This window comes from Candidatus Krumholzibacteriia bacterium, assembly GCA_035649275.1.
In the GTDB taxonomy this organism is placed as follows: Bacteria; Krumholzibacteriota; Krumholzibacteriia.
In genome coordinates this window covers 36,463-54,135 of record DASRJW010000131.1, presented here as the reverse complement: position 1 = coordinate 54,135, position 17,673 = coordinate 36,463, and the positions used below count along the sequence as shown (strand labels likewise).

Below are 17,673 nucleotides of genomic sequence, written 5' to 3'. Positions count from 1 at the left end.
CATCCCCGCGGCGGACTATAGGGAGACACCTGAGGGAGGGTCAAGGGAATTCGCGGCGCTCCCGACAGTGAGCGTCAAGTGTTTGCGACGTGTCGATTTAAGTATTCGTCAGGAGGCGAGATGAGATTCCTGACGCAGCGAGAGGCTCGCTGTGTGCGGGCTACCTATTGCTCCCACTTTTGCCCGTGGCAGGACGGAAGATGCCGAAGGAGCTGGTGAAGCCGTGGACGTGCGTCCGGCCCCCCACGGGGCCGATCTCACCGTTGCAGAAGAAACCGCCGAGGGGCAAGCCGCCGAGGAGGCGGCGGAAGACGGCGCTGTCGTGATCGGGCTCGCCGTAGAGGTGGATGCCCCGTCCGAGACAGGAGAAGAGCAACGCCCCGACCGCATCCTGCGCCTCGGGACGTCCAGCGAAGCGCTCCAGCACCAGTTGCAGGTCGTCCTCGGAGGTGCGAGCGTCCCGCACATGGAATTGGACGCTCTGTCCTTGGCGCAGGTGCGCGCCGATGGCGAGCGCACCATGGCGCGGGTCGATGCCGAGAACGTTGCGAATGAGGAAATCGCCCGCACCGAGCGTCGGCGCCAGCTCGTCCATGGCGAGACCGAGGAAGAGCGCTTGACCCATGAGCTCGCGATCCCGCTCCGGCGCGACGGCGGCGATTTCCTGCAACACCTGCAACGCCGGTACGCCATCGAGCTCGAAGAGAATGTGCTCGTTGCAACGGGTGATCTGCAGGGTGCGGCCGATCGGTCGACATCCTTGCGCCACCACGGTGTCCACGGCGATGTCGCCGGCGAGGGCGACACCCACGGCGCCGCTGCGCCGCGCTTCCGCCCCGAGGAGGAGAACGTTGCCGCCCGGGCCGTCAGCGCCGCTCGCGAGTCCGCCGATCTTGGCGCCGTCGGCGTAGGCGTAGTCGAGACCTGCGAGCAAACGCTCGACCGGGAAAGTGAACGGATCGGCGAGGAGAATGAAGTGAGCGGCCGGCTGGGGCGCCACGCCGAGCGCCTGGTGCCACGCCCGCGGTGGAGCGTCCGCGTCGGGCAACGCCTCCGCCTCGAGGGCGACGGGGTGCAGCGTCACCCCAGGGAGCGAGGCCGCGATGAGCGCCAGCGCCGGCTGCTGCTCCAGCTCCCGCCCGCCGCCGATGACGCCGCCGGCGGAGCAGCCGAGCCGCGTTCGCGCTGGCAGGTGTGCGGCGAGCCGTGCCGGGAGCGCTTCGTACACCGAGGCGAAGTGGGGCGAAACGAAAACGAGGGCGAAATCGGGGCTCTGCTCCTCGAGCTCGGAACGCACCGACGCCGCCACAGCGGCGAGGGCTGCATCCAGATCTTTGTGCGTCGACACCGCCGAGGCCCAGCGCACGCAAACACCACCTTCAGGCATTGCCCGGCGCGACGTGACGCCGCGCCGGAGCCATTGTAGCCGAGGCCGGTGTACGCTGACGAGCTTTCTCCCCCCCAGTGTGTGGCAGCGCGCCTCACCTTCCCTCACTCGGGCGCGAGGCGTAGACTCCCCGGGCGAGGCTCGCATGCGGACGCAAGCGGAGAAGGGCAAAGCCTTTCGCGCTCTCCACGAGCGCGACGGAGCCTTCATCATCCCCAATCCTTGGGACGCAGGCACGGCGCGCCTCCTCGCCGGGCTCGGCTTCGAGGCGCTCGCGACCACGAGCGCAGGCTTCGCATTCTCCGTCGGCCAGCGGGACAACAGCATCGGTCGCGAACGCATGCTGGCGCACGTGGCGGCGATCGTCGCCGCCACCGATTTGCCGGTGAGCGCCGACCTCGAGAACGGCTTTGGTGACCCTCCAGAGACGGTGGCGGAAACGCTGCGGCTCGCCGCGGCAACCGGTCTCGCCGGCGGCTCGATCGAGGATTCGACCCAGCGCCCCAGCGCTCCGATCTATGAGTACGGTCTTGCCGTGGAGCGCATCCGTGCAGCGGCGGAAGCGGTGCGCGCCCTTCCCTCCCCTTTCACGCTGACCGCCCGAGCGGAGAACTACCTCGTCGGCCGACCGGACCTCGACGACACCATCCGGCGACTACAGGCCTATCAGGAGGCAGGGGCGGATGTCCTCTATGCGCCGGGCTTGCGGAGCAAGGAAGACATCGCCGCCGTCGTCGGTGCGGTCGGTCGCCCGGTGAACGTGGTGATGGGATTGCAAGGGGTGCAGCTGAGCCTGGCGGAGCTGGCGGCGCTGGGTGTGAAACGCGTCAGCGTGGGGAGCGCGCTCTCCCGCGCGGCTCTCGGGGCCTTTCTTCGCGCCGCCCGGGAAATGCGCGAACGCGGCACCTTCACCTTTGCCGAAGCTGCCGTACCCTATCGGGAAATCAGCGCCCTGTTCGAGAAATGACGCACGCACCCTGGCTTTTGCAGACCCGTGAGGGCTGCGAGCACGGTGGCGAACGTCTCGAGGAGCAAGATCGGCGCGGAGCGAGCGGCTCAGCGTAGCAGCGTGAGCTTTCGCGTCACCACGCGGTCCGCGGCGCTGAGACGCGCCACGTAAACACCGCTCGGAGCCTCGCGCCCGGAGGCATCCCGCCCATCCCACTGGATCGCGTGCGGCCCGGGACGCAGCATGCCCCGCACCGGCGTCGCCACCACCCGGCCGCGGGCATCGATGAGGTCCAGTCGTACCGCCACGGCGACGGTGGCGCCAGCGAGGGCGGGTACATCGAAGGCGAGGCGCGTGTTCGGATTGAAGGGGTTCGGCACGGCCGCGTGCAGTCGCAGCTCGGAAGCGGGGGCGGTGAAGAGCGTGAGCACCGCCGCGATCCGGAAGCCCTCCTCCCCCTCCACCTCGATCAAATAGCCGTACCAGCTCGCGGGAGCAGCGCTCGCGTCGAGGCACTGGAGCTCGCCGTGGCCGCGCAGCGTCGCCACCACCACCGCGCCTTGCGTCCACTCCGCCTCCCCGCGCTCCGGCTCGGCAGCGAACGGACCGGCCCGGCGCACGCGCCACTGGCGTTCGCCCACCTCGGTGCCACCCCGCCACGACAGCCACACGCCGCGCCCGGCCTCGAAGACGGCGTGCAGATCGGTGAGAGCAAGCGGCGTCGGCACGGCGAAGCCGTACTCGCCGGTGCGGTGGATGCTGCCGCGGTGCGTCGGCCAGGGGAAGCGAGACGGGACCCAGGGCACCCCCAGATCCCACAGCGTGATCCTGCCCTCCCAGCTCTGCGCCAGCAGGTCGGCGTTGCCGTCGCCGTTCACATCTTCCAGGGTCGGCGTCGCCCGCAGCTCGGCGCCGAGGGCGATGGGAAAACCGTCCACCTCCGAACCGTCCAGATTCCAGGCGTGCAGGACGGCGTTCTCGTTGCCAAAGAGGATCTCGATCTCCCCGTCCCCGTCCACGTCACCGAGGAGCGGCGAACTCTCGCTCACCGCACCGGAGAAGAACGGCTGCGGCAAGAGCGCGATGCCGTGGGCGTCGAAGACGTGGATGCGGCCGTCGCTGCCACCGACGACGATCTCCAGCGCCCCATCTCCTTGCAGATTTCCCAGTGCCGGCGAGGGCACCACGGAGCCGCTCAGCGCCTGGATGCCGCCGACCGGGAAGCCCGGCAGTTCGCTGCCGTCCGTATGCATGGCGTGCAAGCGCCCCGAGCTTTCCAAGAACACCATCTCGCGCTGGCCGTCGCGCTCGAGGTCGGCGATGCAGATGCCGCTGGCGAAGACGGTACCGAAGGGGTCACCACCGAGCGGCGCGGTGCGCGGCCAGCCGGGAAGCGGCCGTCCTTGCGCGTCGAGGACGTAGAGCTTGCCGTTGGTGCCGCCGAAGACGATCTCCTGACCCGGAGAGGACGGATCGAGAGGCGCGACCGCGGGGGCGCAGCGCAGGAAGGGGCTCCCGGTATCGAACAGCACCCCTTGGGTGGCCGCCGAGGCGTCACCGTCGGCGATCTCGCTGCCGTCGGCGTGCCAGCCGTACAGGCGGCCATCGCGGGCGGCGAGCAGGATCTCCGGCGCTCCCCTGTCGTCCAGGTTCGCCACCACCGGCGGCACCTGAGAACCCCGATGCGACTCCGCCGCAGGCGCCAGAGGACGAGGCCAGCCCGGGAGGTCAGCACCCTCACCGTTGACCACGGTCACGAAGCGCGAGATCGGATCCCAGGTGGCGACGACGATCTCTCGTCCCGGAGCGCGATCGAGATCGGCGATCGCCACGGGACCGAAGACCTCGCCGTGGCCGTAGAGAACTCCCCAAGTGGCGGCGTTCTGGTCGGCGTCGCGCAGCTCGATGCCGTGGGCATCCCAGGCGAGGACTTGCTTCGCCGCCACCACCACGTCCAGCCCGCCGTCCCCGTCGACGTCGGCCACACCGGGAGTCGAAGCGGAGAAATCGTTGGCATCGTTGGGCCAGCCGGAAACGAGGGGCGGATTCGTGCTCACCGAAACGGTGAGGCTCGGGTCGCCTTCGAGGAAGGTGCGGTCGAGCGCCGTCACCCGGTAATAGTAGCGATGGCTGGGGGCGAGGCCGACATCGCGGTAGGTGCCGTGCAGGGGGAGGTCGGTATCGACACGAACGAACGGCCCGGCCGGCGCGTCGGCGCGATGCACGTGGTATCCCAGGCGATCGAAATCGTTCACCGGATTCCAGCGGATCTGGATGACGTCGCTGGCGTCGGAGCTGGCGAAGGACAACCCCGTCGGCACCTCCGGCCGGCGTAGATCGAAGGCGATGAAGCTGCCCTCCGCATTCTGCAGATGCCGCAGCCACAGCTCCGCCGGCCGGCTGAGCTCGGTGTCCGGCTCGCGCACCACGAGGGGTGTCGCGATCTCCACCGTCGCTCCGGGCGGAATGTCGGCGACCGTCACCGAATCCACCAACGTCTCCAGGGTGGGATCCACCGCCACGAGGGCGAGGGACACCTGCAGCGCCGTGCCACCGCCGCGGTTCTCGAGACGATAGAAAAGATCCACGGCTTCGCCGGCTTCCTGCACGCCGTTGCCATTGCCGGCTCGGGAGTCGTCGAGACGCAGATTGGCGAGAAGCGGGGATGCGGCGCGTACCAGCAGCTCGACACGATGGCTCGCGCTGCCGCTGGCGTACTGGACCGCGAGGCTCATGGTGACGACGCTGCCGTCCGAGACGCTGGGAGCGAGGCGCACCACGAAGGGCGACACACCGGCGGCTTCCTGGCTCGCGGCGAGATTGGGATAGGCGCTCGTGCCCTGGAGAATGGTGACGGCTGGATCCGTCGTGGTGAGGGTGGCGGCGATGCCGGTCCGCGTCGTGTTGCCGGAATTGTGCAGTATGAGCCGGAGCGTCGCCGTCTCGCCCGCGTCCAAGCGTCCGTCCTGGTTGCCCGTGCCGCTGCCGCCGCCGTCGTCGCTCACCTGCGTCGAAGCGAGCGTGAGTCCAGCGCCGGCCAGCGTCACCGGTAGCGTCGCCCGATACGGCAAGTGATCGTAGCCGGTCACGGTGAGATCCAGCGTTCCCGCTGTCCCCGGCTCGACGTCGAGCACCACGACACCGTTCGCGCCGGTGCGCGCCACGCGGTACTCGTCACCGGGCTTGGAAAAGCAGACCAAGGCCCGGTCGAGCGGTCCTTGCGCATCGTGCACCGTGAGCGATACCTGCTGCGGTCCCACATGAAGCGACGCCGGGACGCCCTCCACCTGCAACGCTTCGACCCGGGTGGCGATGCCGAGCTCCGGATCCCCGAGGAGGGTGTAGACGAGCTGCGTCCAGAGCTCCACCGCGGGCAGGAAGGGCAACAAAAGTTGGTGGCGCGACTCGGTCATCGCCACACCCACGCGGCGCTCGCCCTGCACGAAGAGTTTGTCGAAGAAAGCGAGCTGATAGGTGCGTGCCGTGGCCGGGAAGGCTTCGCGCGTGGCGCCGATGACCACGGTGGCGCCGCCGTCGGGGTTGTGCAGCAGTGTCTCCGCCATGGATTCGAAGTCGAAAGCCGTGGCGGTACAGTTGAGCATGTAGAAGAGTCCGGCCCGGGGGCCGTTGACCAACTCCGCCGCCTCCCTCACCGTGAGGCTGGCGTCGCCGAGAGAGAGGGTGTAGCGAAAGCCGTGACCGACATGGACCACGGTGCCGTTGCCGGCGTCGATGGCCTGCGTCGCCCCGAGCCGCGTCAAGGGCTCGCTCCCCTCCCAGAGCTGGGTGGCTTCGTAAAGCTTGCGAACTTGCATCCCCGCCGGCAGGAGGTGCGCCACTTCCTCGGCGTACTCCGCTCCGTCGGCCGACGGCGGCGGCCCCTGTGGGTCGTAGTTGGTCGGGAACAAGACTTCCGCCAGGAAGAGGATCTTGTGTTGAAAGTCCTGCTGCACCGGCAGCTCGTAGCCGAGCGTCTTGTCGACGAACACTTTCGCCTCGGCGCTGGTGCTCACCGGGGCGCGCCCCAAGTACACCTCCGAGACGAGGTCCGCCTCGTCGCTCGCTGCGCCGGGTGCAGCCGGCGGCTCGCCGAAGAAGGCGTCGCCGTCGGCGTTCCAGGTACCGTCGAGACAGGAGTAGTAGAGATCGGAGATGGGGAAGTCGAAATTGAGCATCTGCATCGCCACGTAGCGGGCCGGAATGATGTCGGTATCGCCGGCGAGGAGGACGAAGCGGACGCCCCAGAGCTGGTAGGCGTCGCGCAGGTAGTTGCGCAGCGTCTCGGCGAAGTCACAGCCCTGCACGGCGGCGGCTCGCACCTCCGTCACGGTGCGCACCACCGCGGGCACGCCCTTCGCGGTCTTCCAAGCCGCGAGCCGGGCGAACTCCCCGGCCATGGCCTGGGAGGTGACGATGAGGTACTCGACCGGGCTGCCCTCCAGGCTCGGCGCCTCGGTGGGCTGGAATGGCCCGAGCGGAGAGCCTGCGAGCCGGAGCGGGGCGAGCCGCGCCCGGACCACGGGGGTCGGCGCGTCGGTCCGGGCTACCGCGACGGACGGCGTCACGCTCTCCCGCGACGGGCTACCGCTCGGGGCAGCGAGAGCGGCGCGGCCGGCGGCCGGGAGGCAGGCGAGAGCGAGTGCGGCGAGGCGCACGCCGCGCGCACGGACGGTTCGAATCATGCTTCGGGTCGCATCCCCCGGGAGGCTACGGGGCCAGCGTTGTCTTAAGGGCAGAAGCCTGAGACGTCGTCAATGGGACGATGGTAGGGCCTGTGGAAGCAGGGCGCAAGGGAGCGAGGTCAGGGGCCCTCGTCGTCGCCGGGCGAAGGGCACGATGCCGCTGCGGAAGCCAAAGGAGCCGGCAGAATCCGCGGGGCCGGGCGGCGCCGCGCCGCGGCGGTGGCCCGCGTCAAGGAACTGGCGAGCTCGCGCCGCCGGCGCTCGAGCTTTCGATAGATGGTACGCGCGGTGATGCCGAGCAAGCGTGCCGCCTTGGTCTTGTCGCCGTCGGTGAAGCGCAGGGTTTCGGCGATCATCCGACGCTCGATCTCGCGCAGCGAGGTGCCCACGGGGAAGGAGATCCGGTCCTCCGGCGCCCGCTGCAGCACTTCCGGCGGCAGGTCCTCGAGGCGCAGGCGTTCCCCTTGCATCAGGACGACGGCGCGCTCGATGGCGTTCTCCAGCTCGCGCACGTTTCCGGGCCAGGCGTAGTCGGTGAGCGCCGCCAGCGCCACCGGCTCGATGCCGGCGATGCGCTTGCCGTCCTTCGCCGCGTAACGGCGAATGAAATGATCCACCAGCAGGGGGATGTCGGACTTGCGCTCCCGGAGTGGCGGCAGCTGCACCTGGATCACCCGCAACCGGTAGTAGAGGTCTTCACGGAAGCGGCGCTCCGCCACCAGACGTTCCAGGTCCGCATTCGTCGCCGCGATGATGCGCACGTCCACGCTCAAGGTGCGCGTGCCGCCGACACGGTCGAACTCCCCTTCCTGCAGTACCCGCAGGAGCTTGGTCTGGGTGCTGGCGCTCATGTCGCCGATCTCGTCGAGGAAGATCGTGCCGCCGTCAGCGAGCTCGAACTTCCCCTTTTTCGCCTTGTGGGCTCCTGTGAAAGCGCCCTTCTCGTGCCCGAAGAGCTCCGACTCCATCAGGCTGTCCGGGATGGCGGCACAGTTGACCCGGATGTAGGGCTCCTCGCGCCGCCGCGAGAGCTGCTGGATCGCGCTGGCGATGAGCTCCTTGCCGGTGCCGCTCTCGCCTTGGATGAGGACGTTGGCGGAACTCGGGCCGACCTGTTCGACGAGCTGCAGCACGCGCCGCATGGCCGAGCTCGGCCCGATGAGCTGTTGCAGCGCCGAGTCGGCGGCGACCGAGGGTGCCAGAGCGCGCCGGCGCCGTGACGCCAGGGCCCGCTCCACCACGGTTTCGAGCTGGCTGCGACCGAAGGGCTTGAGGAGGAAGTCGCAGGCGCCCTCGCGCATGGCCTCCACCGCCACCTCGATGGAGGCGTGGCCGCTCATGAGCACGCCGGCCACGTCGGGGTGCGAGGCCCGGAGGCGCCGGAGGAGCTCCAGGCCGTCCATGCCGGGCATGCGCAGGTCGGCGAGACAGAGCGACACCGGTTCCTCGTCCAGGAGACGCAGGGCCTCGGCGGCGCTGGCGGCGGTCAAGATGTCGTAGGTATCGCGCTTGAGGATTCTGTAGAGGGAGTCCAAAAGGGCGGGCTCGTCGTCCACGAGCAGCAACAGATGGCGCACGGATCCTCCTGATCACGTCCCGCTGGAAAGCATGCATCCTTGCGTTGCGTCGCCCGTGGAGAGCGACTGTACGATTATAAACTGGCTGGAGCGCCGCTCCAAACGGCTCCTCTCCGCGGCAGTCGGAGCCAGGCCGGGGCTGCAATTCTGAGCCAAATGGCGCGCTGCGGGGGGCCACCGGCGCGTCACGCGTCGCCGTTCCGACCTGCCCACCCAGGGTCCTCCCCCCGCCGAGACGTGGACGACCCCACCTGCCCCATGCCCTATCGTCCCCGACGAGGTGGCGCCGTCCCTCCCGCCGCGGCCGGCCCCCTGCCGGGCTCCCTCGCCCAGGGCCGTCCTGCGCCCCCTTTGCAGCACGACGAGGCGTTTGTAAAATGCTCCCCGCCGGCCTGGAGGTCCCCGTGCAGCCACCCGCGCAAAGCCAGGCGCATCTCGCAGTCGCCGCCATCCGCGTCCTGCAGCACCAGGAACAGCGTCCTCCCACGGTGGAGGAGATCGCCTCCCTGTTGCGCTTTTCCAAGGAGTACACCGGCCACCTGGTGCGGGCCCTCGACGCGGCCGGCATCGTCCAGATCATCAAGAGCGCTTTCGATCAGCGCGTCGAGGTGCGCGATCACCACAAGATCGAAGCGCTGCCCGCCGAGGAAGCTGGCCCGGGTTTCAAGGACGAGGTGGACGCCTTCCACCAGCAGTTCGAAGCGAAGCAAAAGAAGCTGCAGAACCTCTTCGATGCCGACGAGCGCGGCGACCGGCAGCGCCAGCGTTTCCAGAACCTCGACGAGGACCTGCGCAAGTTCAAGTCGCCGCGCTACGACCCCTTCGGGGAAGATCCGGAGAAACCGCGCTGAAACGCCGCCTGCCCCGGGCACTTCCCTCCTTGTTGCTCCTGCTGGCCGGCTGCGACCGCGGCCCCCACCGCGCCACCGACGCCTTCGTCGCCATGGGAGCGCCGGTGCAAATCACCGTTCTCGCCCGCAACGAGGCGGAGGCCGACGCGGCGCTGCGCGCCGCCCGCGCCGAGGTCGAGCGCCTGGAGGCGCTCCTCTCCGACTTTCGCCCGGCGAGCGACCTCTGCCGGCTCAACGAGCGCGAGTCGGTGACGCTCGCCCCGGAAACACGGCTCCTGCTGCAACGGGCCCAACAGGTCTGCCGCGACACCGGCGGCGCCTTCGACGTCAGCATCGGGCCGGTAAAGCGACTCTGGGGCTTCGGCGGCGACACGACGCCGCACCTCCCGGAGGCGTCCGCACTGCAGCATCTCCTCCTCCACGTGGGCTGCGAGACCTACCGCCTCGAAGCGGACGGCAGCTTCCACTGGCTCGATCCCGAAGCGCGGCTGGATCTCGGCGGCATCGCCCAGGGATTCGTCGCCCGTTGCGTCGCCGACAGCTTCCGTGCCCGGGGGCTCCGCGACTTCCTGATCGACATCAGCGGCGACATCGTGGTCGGCGGCGAACGACCCCGCGGCGGTCCCTGGCGCATCGGCGTGCAGAACCCGCGGCAGCCCGACTCGCTCCTCGCCACCGTGCCCATGCGCTGGCGGGCGGTGACCACCTCGGGCGACTACGAGCAGTTCTTCATCGAAGGCGGCGTGCGCTACCACCACATCTTCGATCCCGCCACCGGCTACCCGGCGCGCGGCACGGCGAGCGTCAGCGTCTTCAGCGACGATCCCATCGCCGCCGACTGTTACGCCACCGCGCTCTTCGTCCTCGGACCCGAACGGGGGATGGCGTTCCTGGCCGCTCGACCGGATTTGCAGGCAGTCTTCGTCGTCGAAGGGAAGGAAGGAGGGGTCGCCCTGCAGCCGAGCGCGGGGATCGCTGCTGTCTTCGCCCCTGCCCAGCGCTGACTCAAGCGTTGGGCGGCGTGAAAACCAGGGGCAGGGTGAAGCGCACCGTGCCGGCCTCGATGGCGGGGAATCTCCACGAACCGATCTGGGTGCAGATGCAGCGCTGCATCGCCCCATCGCCGACACCGTCTTGCTGCACCACCAGACCGCGCACGCTGCCATCGGCTTCGATGTCCATCTGCAGGGTGATCTTGCCCTGGAGCTGCGGCGCCTTCTTGAGGGCATTGTCGTAGCAGAACTTGATGCCCGACTTGTAGCGCTCCACCACGGCCATGAGGCTGCGGCTGTCCCGGCCCGAAGCGGCGGCACCATCGCCGTCGCTGCGCACACCCTGATCCACCACGTCCACGCCGGCCCGCTGCACGCCGCGCGCCGCGCCGCCGCCGCGGCCGGCGCCGGTGCCTTGCAAGAGATTGTCGATCCCGGCCAAGGCCTCGGTGCCGCGTCCGCCCTCCAAGCCGGCGCGGAGCGCGCCGACCGCTTCCTTGCCCCGACCGCCACCATTTCCGGGACCGGCGGCGACGGGCACCGTTCCTTGCAACGAGGAGAGCAGCTTGTCGACGTTCGCCGTGGTGGACTGCAGGTTCTGAGCGACGCGAGCGCCGGCTTCGCGCCCGCGGTTGCCCGCCACCGGCTCCGGTTGTCCTGCGGGGCGCTCGGCGCCACCGCCTTGCGGGCGCCCCTGCGGCGTACCACGCGGTGGTGCCGGAGCACTCTTGGTAGGAGCCGGAGCAGGACGCGGCGGCGCCGGCGGTGGTGTCACCGGTTTCGGCGCCACCGGCTCGGGTGCCGGCGGTGGCGGCGGCTTGGGTGGCTCGACGGGAGCCGGTTCAGGCGGCGGCGGTGGTGGTGGGGGTGGTGGCGGCTCGGGCCGCAAGCTCTCCGGGTCGAGCAGCGAGATCTCGGTGAGCGTCGGGGCCTCGGGGAAAGCGATGGGCCGGAGCGCCAGCCAGGTGAGCACGAGGACGTGGACCAGGAAGCTGACGCCTTGGGCGCGCCGCGTCCGCACCGAGATGCGCCGGTGCTCCTGTCGTGCCGCGAGGACACTCCGCGCCGAGACCGCCACGGGACGATTCACGGTGACCTCGCGGTGCTGGAGTCGGCGGGCGCCGCGGGGGCGGGGGCGGGCGCGGGCACGACAGCAGTCTGGGCTCGCAGGCACTCGGGGCGCAGGCGATACGGCAGCACCCGGCCGGAAGCATCGAGGTTCAAATAATGGGAGAGCACATCGCGGCCGAAGCGCTCCTCAGGACGGGAAACGATGAAGAGTGCCTGCGGCGAGTAGAGCTTGCCTTCGATGCGCACGTCTTCGGCGCGCAGCGACTGGGTGGCTGGCGGCGCGACAGGATTCGCTTTCTCACCTGTCGTGAAGGCTGCGGTGCTCGAGAACGCCAGGAAGAGCGCGCAGCCGCTGGCGCGCCGCAGCGCGCGAAGGAGCGCCGGGACCGCCCTACGGGTTGCTGCCATCGCTCCCCTCCTTGGCGGGAGGCGCTGCGTCTTCCCAGGTGCCGGTGAGGAAGGCCTGCACCGCCACGTCGGAGAGCACGGAGGCAGGCGGCGCGCGACGCTCGGCCTCGGCAGCACCGGCATCGTCGAGCCGCCAGTGACGGCGCAGGAGCCCCAAGTTTTCCCAGGCCGGGGCGAAGGCGGGATCCGCTGCCACCAGGGCGCGAAGCATCGCTTCGCTCGCGGCCACGTCACCGTTCCGGAGCAGCGCCACCGCGAGGTTGTTGCGGACTTCCGGCGCCGCGTCGGCGGGCAGATCGTGCAGCCGCGACGCCGCGGCGGTGCTATTCCCCTCCAGGAGATCGAGCCAGGCTAGATTCGCGATCGCCGCCGCTTGCCATGGCCCGTGCTGCAGCGCTTCGAGCGCTTCCCGCGCCGGGTCGACGTATCCCGCTTCGGCCAGGAGCAAGGCGATGTCGAGCTGCACGGGCTCCGGCCAGGCGCCGAGAGGCCGCGCCGCGAAGTAGCGCAGCGCTTCGGCACTCCGCCCGTTCTCGTGCAGGAGCAGGGCGAGGAGCGTGAGCGCCGGCACGTGGTCCGCATCCCGGGCGAGAGCCTGACGCAAGGAGACCAGCGCGGCGTCGGGCTGGCCGCGCTCTCGGTGCCAGAGTCCCAACTGCACCCAGGGCGCGGGGTCGGCCGGTGCCGCCGCCGCGGCGCGACGCAATTCTTCCCCATCGTCCGTACGCGGGCGCAGCGCTGTCCGCCGCGCCGTACCACAGCCGCCGAGGAGCACCAAGGCCACGGCGCCGAGGAGGAGCATGCAAATCTGGCGCGAGTGGCGCCGTCCAGTCGATGGCTCGCAGCTCCTCATGAGGTGCAATCCCTCCAGCTCGCTGCCGGAACGAACGCGTGCGGCGTCACGAGACCAGGGCGATCGATGGATCGCCTGGAGCGTCGCAAGGAGCATTCCGTCAAGGGGGAACAAAGACGAAGAACGGCGTCGGACGGGTGGGGACGCGTCGAGACAGCGCCGGATACAACCGGGACTGCAGCGCGACTTCCCAGGCAGAGGCTGCACGGTCCTCCTGCGCCCCGCGCAAGCCCTGCGACCAGGCATCGATGGCGCGGCTGCCGAGCGCCTCGGCCTGCGTCCCGAGGGCGGCGCGGAATGCTTCCAGGTCGGCGGCGCCCAACTCCGCCGGCGCCGGGCTCGCGGCGAGAGCGGCGCCGAAATGGTCCAAGCATTCGCCCACGCGCAGACATGCTGCCGCATGCCACGGCTGCACGGGATCGCGCAACACTTGGGCATATCCGTTGAGGACGCCCTCCAGCGCCGTCTTCTTCCGTTCCAGAGCCGCGTCGAGCGGGGCTTCGAGAGGAAGGGCCAGGTATGCAGGCCGCAAGGCTTCGGCGCTCCGGTAGGCGGCTTCGGCGCGCTCCGCCGGCGTGAGACCGGCGCGCCAGTGGAGCGCCTGTTCGCAATGCGGCGCACCGCTTTCGGGCGTGCGGGCCAGACGAGCACGGCGCAACCAGAGCTGCGCCACGAGCGGTGTGTCCGCCGGCGAGGCGGCCACGAGGTCCTGGAGCAGCGTGGCGTACTCGCTGTCCGCGGCGGTGCTGTCGCCGCTCGCGGTGTAGAGCTCCGCGGCCCGCAGCCGCGCCGGTCGCGCCTGCGGATGCTTGGCGTAGGTCACGGCGAAGCTGCGGTAGCTCGCCGCTGCGGCTCCGCTCTCGCCGTGAGCAGCGCGGAGCGCCGAGAGCTCGAGCAACGCATCGGGATGCAGCGGTGAGCTCGGCTTGGCCGCCACCAGCTTCTGGTAGTCCCCCAGCGCCGCCAAGGTGTCCCCATGGCTGGCGCGCAGCCGCGCTGCACGGTAGAGCGCCTCGTCGGCAGCGGAGAAATCGGCGTGCTCCGTCGCCACGCCTTCGAACAAGGTGGCGGCGTGCTTCGCCTCGCCCTTCTCTTCCGCCGCCGCTCCGGCCCGGAAGAGCGCGCCGGGCACGAGAACCCGCAACGCCTGCACCAGGGAGTCGGCCCCGGTCGCCGGGGCGCGCTGCAGCGCCGCAGCGTACCCGTCGGCCGCACGCTCGAAGCTCTCGCGCCGGTACCAGGTGTCGCCGGCGATCTTGAGGGCGGTGGTCGCCCGTACCGGGTCGGACGTGCGTGCCGCGAGGTCGGTGTAGGCCTTCTCCGCCGTCTCGTAACGCGAAGCGGCGAAGGCGAGGCTGCCGACGCGCTCCAGCGCGTCGAGACCACGGGCATCCGCCGGTCGCGTGGCGAGGTACCTTCGCGTGACCTCCTCGTAACGCTCCAGCACCGTCACGTCGCTCGCCGCGGCCCGGTCCAACGCGGCGAGCTCCGCTGCTCGCGCGCTTTCCCGCGTGGTGCTGTCCGCTGCCACGTGGGAGGCGGCGGCGTCATAAGCGGCAGCAGCCTCCAAGGGGCGCTCGAGGCTGAACAGCGCTTCACCGAGGTAGAGAGAAGTCGTCGGTTCGCCCTCGGCGCCGGGGAAGAGAGTCAACGTTTGCCGGTACAGCGTCACCGCACGTTCGAGATGTTCCGGTGCTCCAGCACCGCCGGCGCGCCCTTGCTGATGCGCGAAGACGGCGGCGCTGCGCAAGCGGGCTGCCATGTGCGCCGCGGCGGCGCGCGGGTCGGCGAACGCCCGCGCCAGCGAATCGGCTCGCCCCGCTTCCCGATCTTCCTCGACGAGACGGGATTGCCATGCCGGTTGCACGGCGTCGTCCTCGCCCGCGGTGAAGCTGGCCCTGTCGCCTGCTTTCCCCGCTTCCGCCAACCTGCCGGAAGCGCCGACCGCGCGCGCCCAAGCACCCTCGGGGGCGAAGAGCGGCGCCAGGACCGCGGCGCGGGCATGCGCCGCTTCCTGGCCTTGGTGCAGCGCCACGAGACGCAGCTCCTCCACCGCCACCGCAGCGAGGCGCGGGTGCAGCGGGAACTCTTCCTCCAGGGTGCGGCAGGTCGCGATGGCATCGTCGTACTGAGCGCGGGCGGCGAAGAGCTGGCCCATGCGGCGCAGCACGACGAAACGGAACGGCGGATTTCCCCAGCGCTCCAGCTCCGCCGCCGCTTCCGGTCCCCGCGTGTCGGCGGCGAAGCAGAGGGCCAAGAGCTCCAAGCCTTCCGCCTGCAGATCCACCGCGCCCTTCGAGTCGCTGCTGAGCAGAGCGCGGAGGGCGAGGCGCGCTTCCTCGTAGCGATCGAGCTCGAAGGCGCACCAGGCACGCTTGACGAGTCCCACCGGCCGGATGTCCGGCTCCTCCGTGGCGGCGGCAACGCCGAAGGCGTCGAAAGCCGCTTCGAGTTCGTCCATCACCACGTGCGCTTCGCCGAGGCGCAGCGCCGCTCGGCCGCGGCGCCGATCGCCGACGGGGGCATGGAGCAGGAAGCTGTCCAGGTGGGTGACGGCGATCTCCGGGCTGCCGATCTCGGCGAAGAGGAAGCCGAGCTGGAAGTGCGCATCCACCAAGCGGGGCGACTCGGGGCACGTCTGCTGCAGCCGGGTGAAAGCGGCGATGGCATCGGCGTAGAGCTCGAGCGGGAGCGCGGCGCTCCTTGCTTCCCCACCGGCGGCGGTCACCGCGCCGAGCTCCTGCAGGTAGGCGAGCGCAGCCCGGCGCAGGTGCACTTCACCCAAGCGATAGAGTGCTTCGTCCGCTCGCGGCGAGCGCGGATAGCGGGAGATGAAGGTGTCGAGCTTCGCTGCCGCATGCTCGAGCCGGGGCTGCTGGTTTCCGCTGGTGTCTTCCAGAGCACCCACGAAGGCCGCCGTGGCCTCCAGATCGCAGGCGGCTTGCGCATAGGCCGCCCGCCGCGCCTTGGCGTTGGCCGCCAGCTCCGCTTCGAGCGCCGCGCGCGCCACGCGCGTGCGCTCGACCGCCACGAACCAGACGCGGTGCGCCTCGCGCTCTCGTGCCGTGGCGGCGGCCAGCTCGCGTCGCTCCAGCGCGTCTGCCGCTTGCAGACGCTGCGCCAGGCCCCGCGTCCCTTCGACGAGCGCCGCGACCTCCGCCTGCAGCGCCGCGAGCGCTTGCGCTGCTGCCTCCGGCTCGCGCTGGCGCAACACGGTTTGCACCGTGGCTTGCAGGCGCGGCGCGAGATCGTTGCACAAGCTGTCCACTGCGGCGATCCAGCCGCGAGCCGCCTCCTGCTCGCTCCGAGAACGCTCGGTTTCCTCGTGAGGGCGCACGCCGCGGTCGCGGGGGTAGTGCGCTTCGAGCCGGAGGCTCTCGCGCTGCAGTGTTTGCACCGCGGCTTGGAGCGCTTGCATGCGACCCTGCAACGCCGCGCGCCACGCCGCTTCCTCCGCCGCCAGGGCCGCCCGGTAGTGCTCGAGCTCCGCTTGCAGCGCTCGCGCCGCGGCTTCGAGCGCTGCCAAGGCTTGCTGGTGCGCTGCCATTTCCCGCTGTGCGAGCGCCAAGAGACGCAGGCGCACCGCCAGGTTCTGCTCGGCCTCTTCCAGTTGCGCTCTGGCTTCGCGCTCGGAGAGACGGGCGTCGAGGAGTGACCGCGCTGCTTGCAAGCAAGGAGCCTCGGCGGCCCAGACCTCTTCGCCGTGCCGATAGGGCTGCTGGAGCGCCAGACCCTCGGCGAGCGTGTCCGCCGTGATCGGCGTGGCGAAGACGAGCACCGCCGGCGGCGCCGCGAGGCTGCTCGCCTCGATGGGGTGGCGCAGCACACCACGCTGGGCCATGGCGTCCAGAGTCGCCCGGGTGCGCGAGGCATGCCAGGCGGCGAGAGAGAAGCGGAGCTCTGCCGGCAACTCCGGCGCGGTGTCGGGCCCAGCGGCCAGCCGCGTCGCGAGCGCGGTGCTCAGGGACTCCGCCGTGGCGAAGCGGCCGCGATCGAGTTCCACCTGCGCCGCCCAGAGCGCCGCTTCCGCCGCATGCACCGCATCCACCGTTTCCAGGCCCGGTCGTTCCAGGGCGCGGGCGGCGCCAGCGAGGTCGCTGTCGGCGTAGGCGATCTGTCCCTCGAGGAGAAGGGCGTAGTGCTGCAAGCGCGGCACACGGAAGGGCGTCTCCAACGTCTCGCGGGCGCGTCGCCGCTCACCGCTCTGGGAGAGCGCCCGGGCGCGGCCGAGCCGCGCTTCCTCGCTCGCCCAGAGAGCGACACCGGTGTCCCGCGCCGCTCCGACGCGGAGGTAGAGTTCCGCCGCCTCGCCGGGCTCCTGGCCGGCGAGCGCAGCCTCGGCGCGCAGCAGCCTGGCCACCGTGCCTGCCGGACCCCGAGCGCGCTGCAGCGCCGCTTCGGCCCCCGCCCTGTCACCGCTTCGCTGCAGCAGCAGTGCGGCGAGCAGGAATCCCGCCGCGGCGTCTTCGTCCTCGTGACCGTCGTAACCGCGGGCCTGCTGGAGGAAGAGCCGGGCGGCGCCGGCGCGGGTGGAATCCGGCGCTCTCGCGGCGAGACCGAGAAGATGTGCTGCTGCTTGGGCGCGGACGAAGTCGTCGTCGGCCCGCACGAGTTGCAAGAGAAGGGAGTCGGGTTCCGCCCCGGCGAGGAGCTCCGCTTCGGCCCAGAGCAGGGCCGTCTCCACCTCGCGCCGATCCCCCCGGGTCTGCAGGTGAAGTTCCCGGAGTACCTGCGCCGCGGCGACAGGTCTGCCGGCGGCGAGCTCGAGAGCGGCGCGGCGAGCGGCGAAAACGAGAGCGCGTTCACGCTCCGAGGCGGCCTGGGCGCAGTGCGCCTGCAGGCCGAGGCAGCCGAAGAGCAGCGCGCACGCTGCGAGCGTGCGGCGCACGCTGGGCCGAGGCAT

Annotated in this window: 10 protein-coding genes; 3 read left to right on the top strand and 7 right to left on the bottom strand. The window is 70.6% G+C overall.

The features are described from left to right. Positions 1–160: 160 nt before the first annotated feature. Positions 161–1,366, bottom strand: coding sequence for an FIST N-terminal domain-containing protein (locus VFE28_13970; GenBank protein HZM17105.1), 1,206 nt, complete (start codon positions 1,364–1,366; stop codon positions 161–163). A gap of 166 nt (positions 1,367–1,532) precedes the next feature. Here VFE28_13970 and VFE28_13965 point away from each other — a divergent pair, with 166 nt between their 5' ends. Next, complete coding sequence (locus tag VFE28_13965) at positions 1,533–2,354, top strand: isocitrate lyase/phosphoenolpyruvate mutase family protein (GenBank protein ID HZM17104.1); 822 nt, start codon at positions 1,533–1,535, stop codon at positions 2,352–2,354. 89 nt (positions 2,355–2,443) lie between these two features. Here VFE28_13965 and VFE28_13960 read toward each other — a convergent pair whose 3' ends face one another. Next, positions 2,444–7,018, bottom strand: coding sequence for a C25 family cysteine peptidase (locus VFE28_13960; protein HZM17103.1), 4,575 nt, complete (start codon positions 7,016–7,018; stop codon positions 2,444–2,446). Positions 7,019–7,137: 119 nt separating this feature from the next. Then, on the bottom strand, positions 7,138–8,595 hold the full coding sequence (locus VFE28_13955; GenBank protein HZM17102.1) for a sigma-54 dependent transcriptional regulator: 1,458 nt from the start codon (positions 8,593–8,595) through the stop codon (positions 7,138–7,140). A gap of 404 nt (positions 8,596–8,999) precedes the next feature. Here VFE28_13955 and VFE28_13950 point away from each other — a divergent pair, with 404 nt between their 5' ends. Together VFE28_13950 and VFE28_13945 are read left to right on the top strand one after the other, a co-directional pair. Beyond that, a complete protein-coding gene (locus tag VFE28_13950; protein HZM17101.1) occupies positions 9,000–9,446 on the top strand; it encodes a hypothetical protein in 447 nt (148 codons plus the stop codon). A gap of 29 nt (positions 9,447–9,475) precedes the next feature. Next, a complete protein-coding gene (locus VFE28_13945) occupies positions 9,476–10,450 on the top strand; it encodes an FAD:protein FMN transferase (GenBank protein HZM17100.1) in 975 nt (324 codons plus the stop codon). Between the two features lies 1 nt (position 10,451). On the opposite strand, the gene VFE28_13940 is transcribed toward VFE28_13945, so the two are convergent. The 4 genes from VFE28_13940 to VFE28_13925 form a co-directional block, all read right to left on the bottom strand. Further along, on the bottom strand, positions 10,452–11,528 hold the full coding sequence (locus VFE28_13940) for an AgmX/PglI C-terminal domain-containing protein (protein HZM17099.1): 1,077 nt from the start codon (positions 11,526–11,528) through the stop codon (positions 10,452–10,454). Beyond that, positions 11,525–11,917, bottom strand: a complete 393-nt coding sequence (locus tag VFE28_13935) for a hypothetical protein (protein ID HZM17098.1) — start codon at positions 11,915–11,917, stop codon at positions 11,525–11,527. The genes VFE28_13940 and VFE28_13935 overlap by 4 nt, the downstream gene beginning before the upstream one ends. Continuing rightward, on the bottom strand, positions 11,901–12,770 hold the full coding sequence (locus VFE28_13930; protein ID HZM17097.1) for a tetratricopeptide repeat protein: 870 nt from the start codon (positions 12,768–12,770) through the stop codon (positions 11,901–11,903). Before VFE28_13930 ends, VFE28_13935 begins: the two co-directional genes overlap by 17 nt. Positions 12,771–12,870: 100 nt before the next feature. Beyond that, on the bottom strand, positions 12,871–17,673 hold the full coding sequence (locus VFE28_13925; protein ID HZM17096.1) for a hypothetical protein: 4,803 nt from the start codon (positions 17,671–17,673) through the stop codon (positions 12,871–12,873).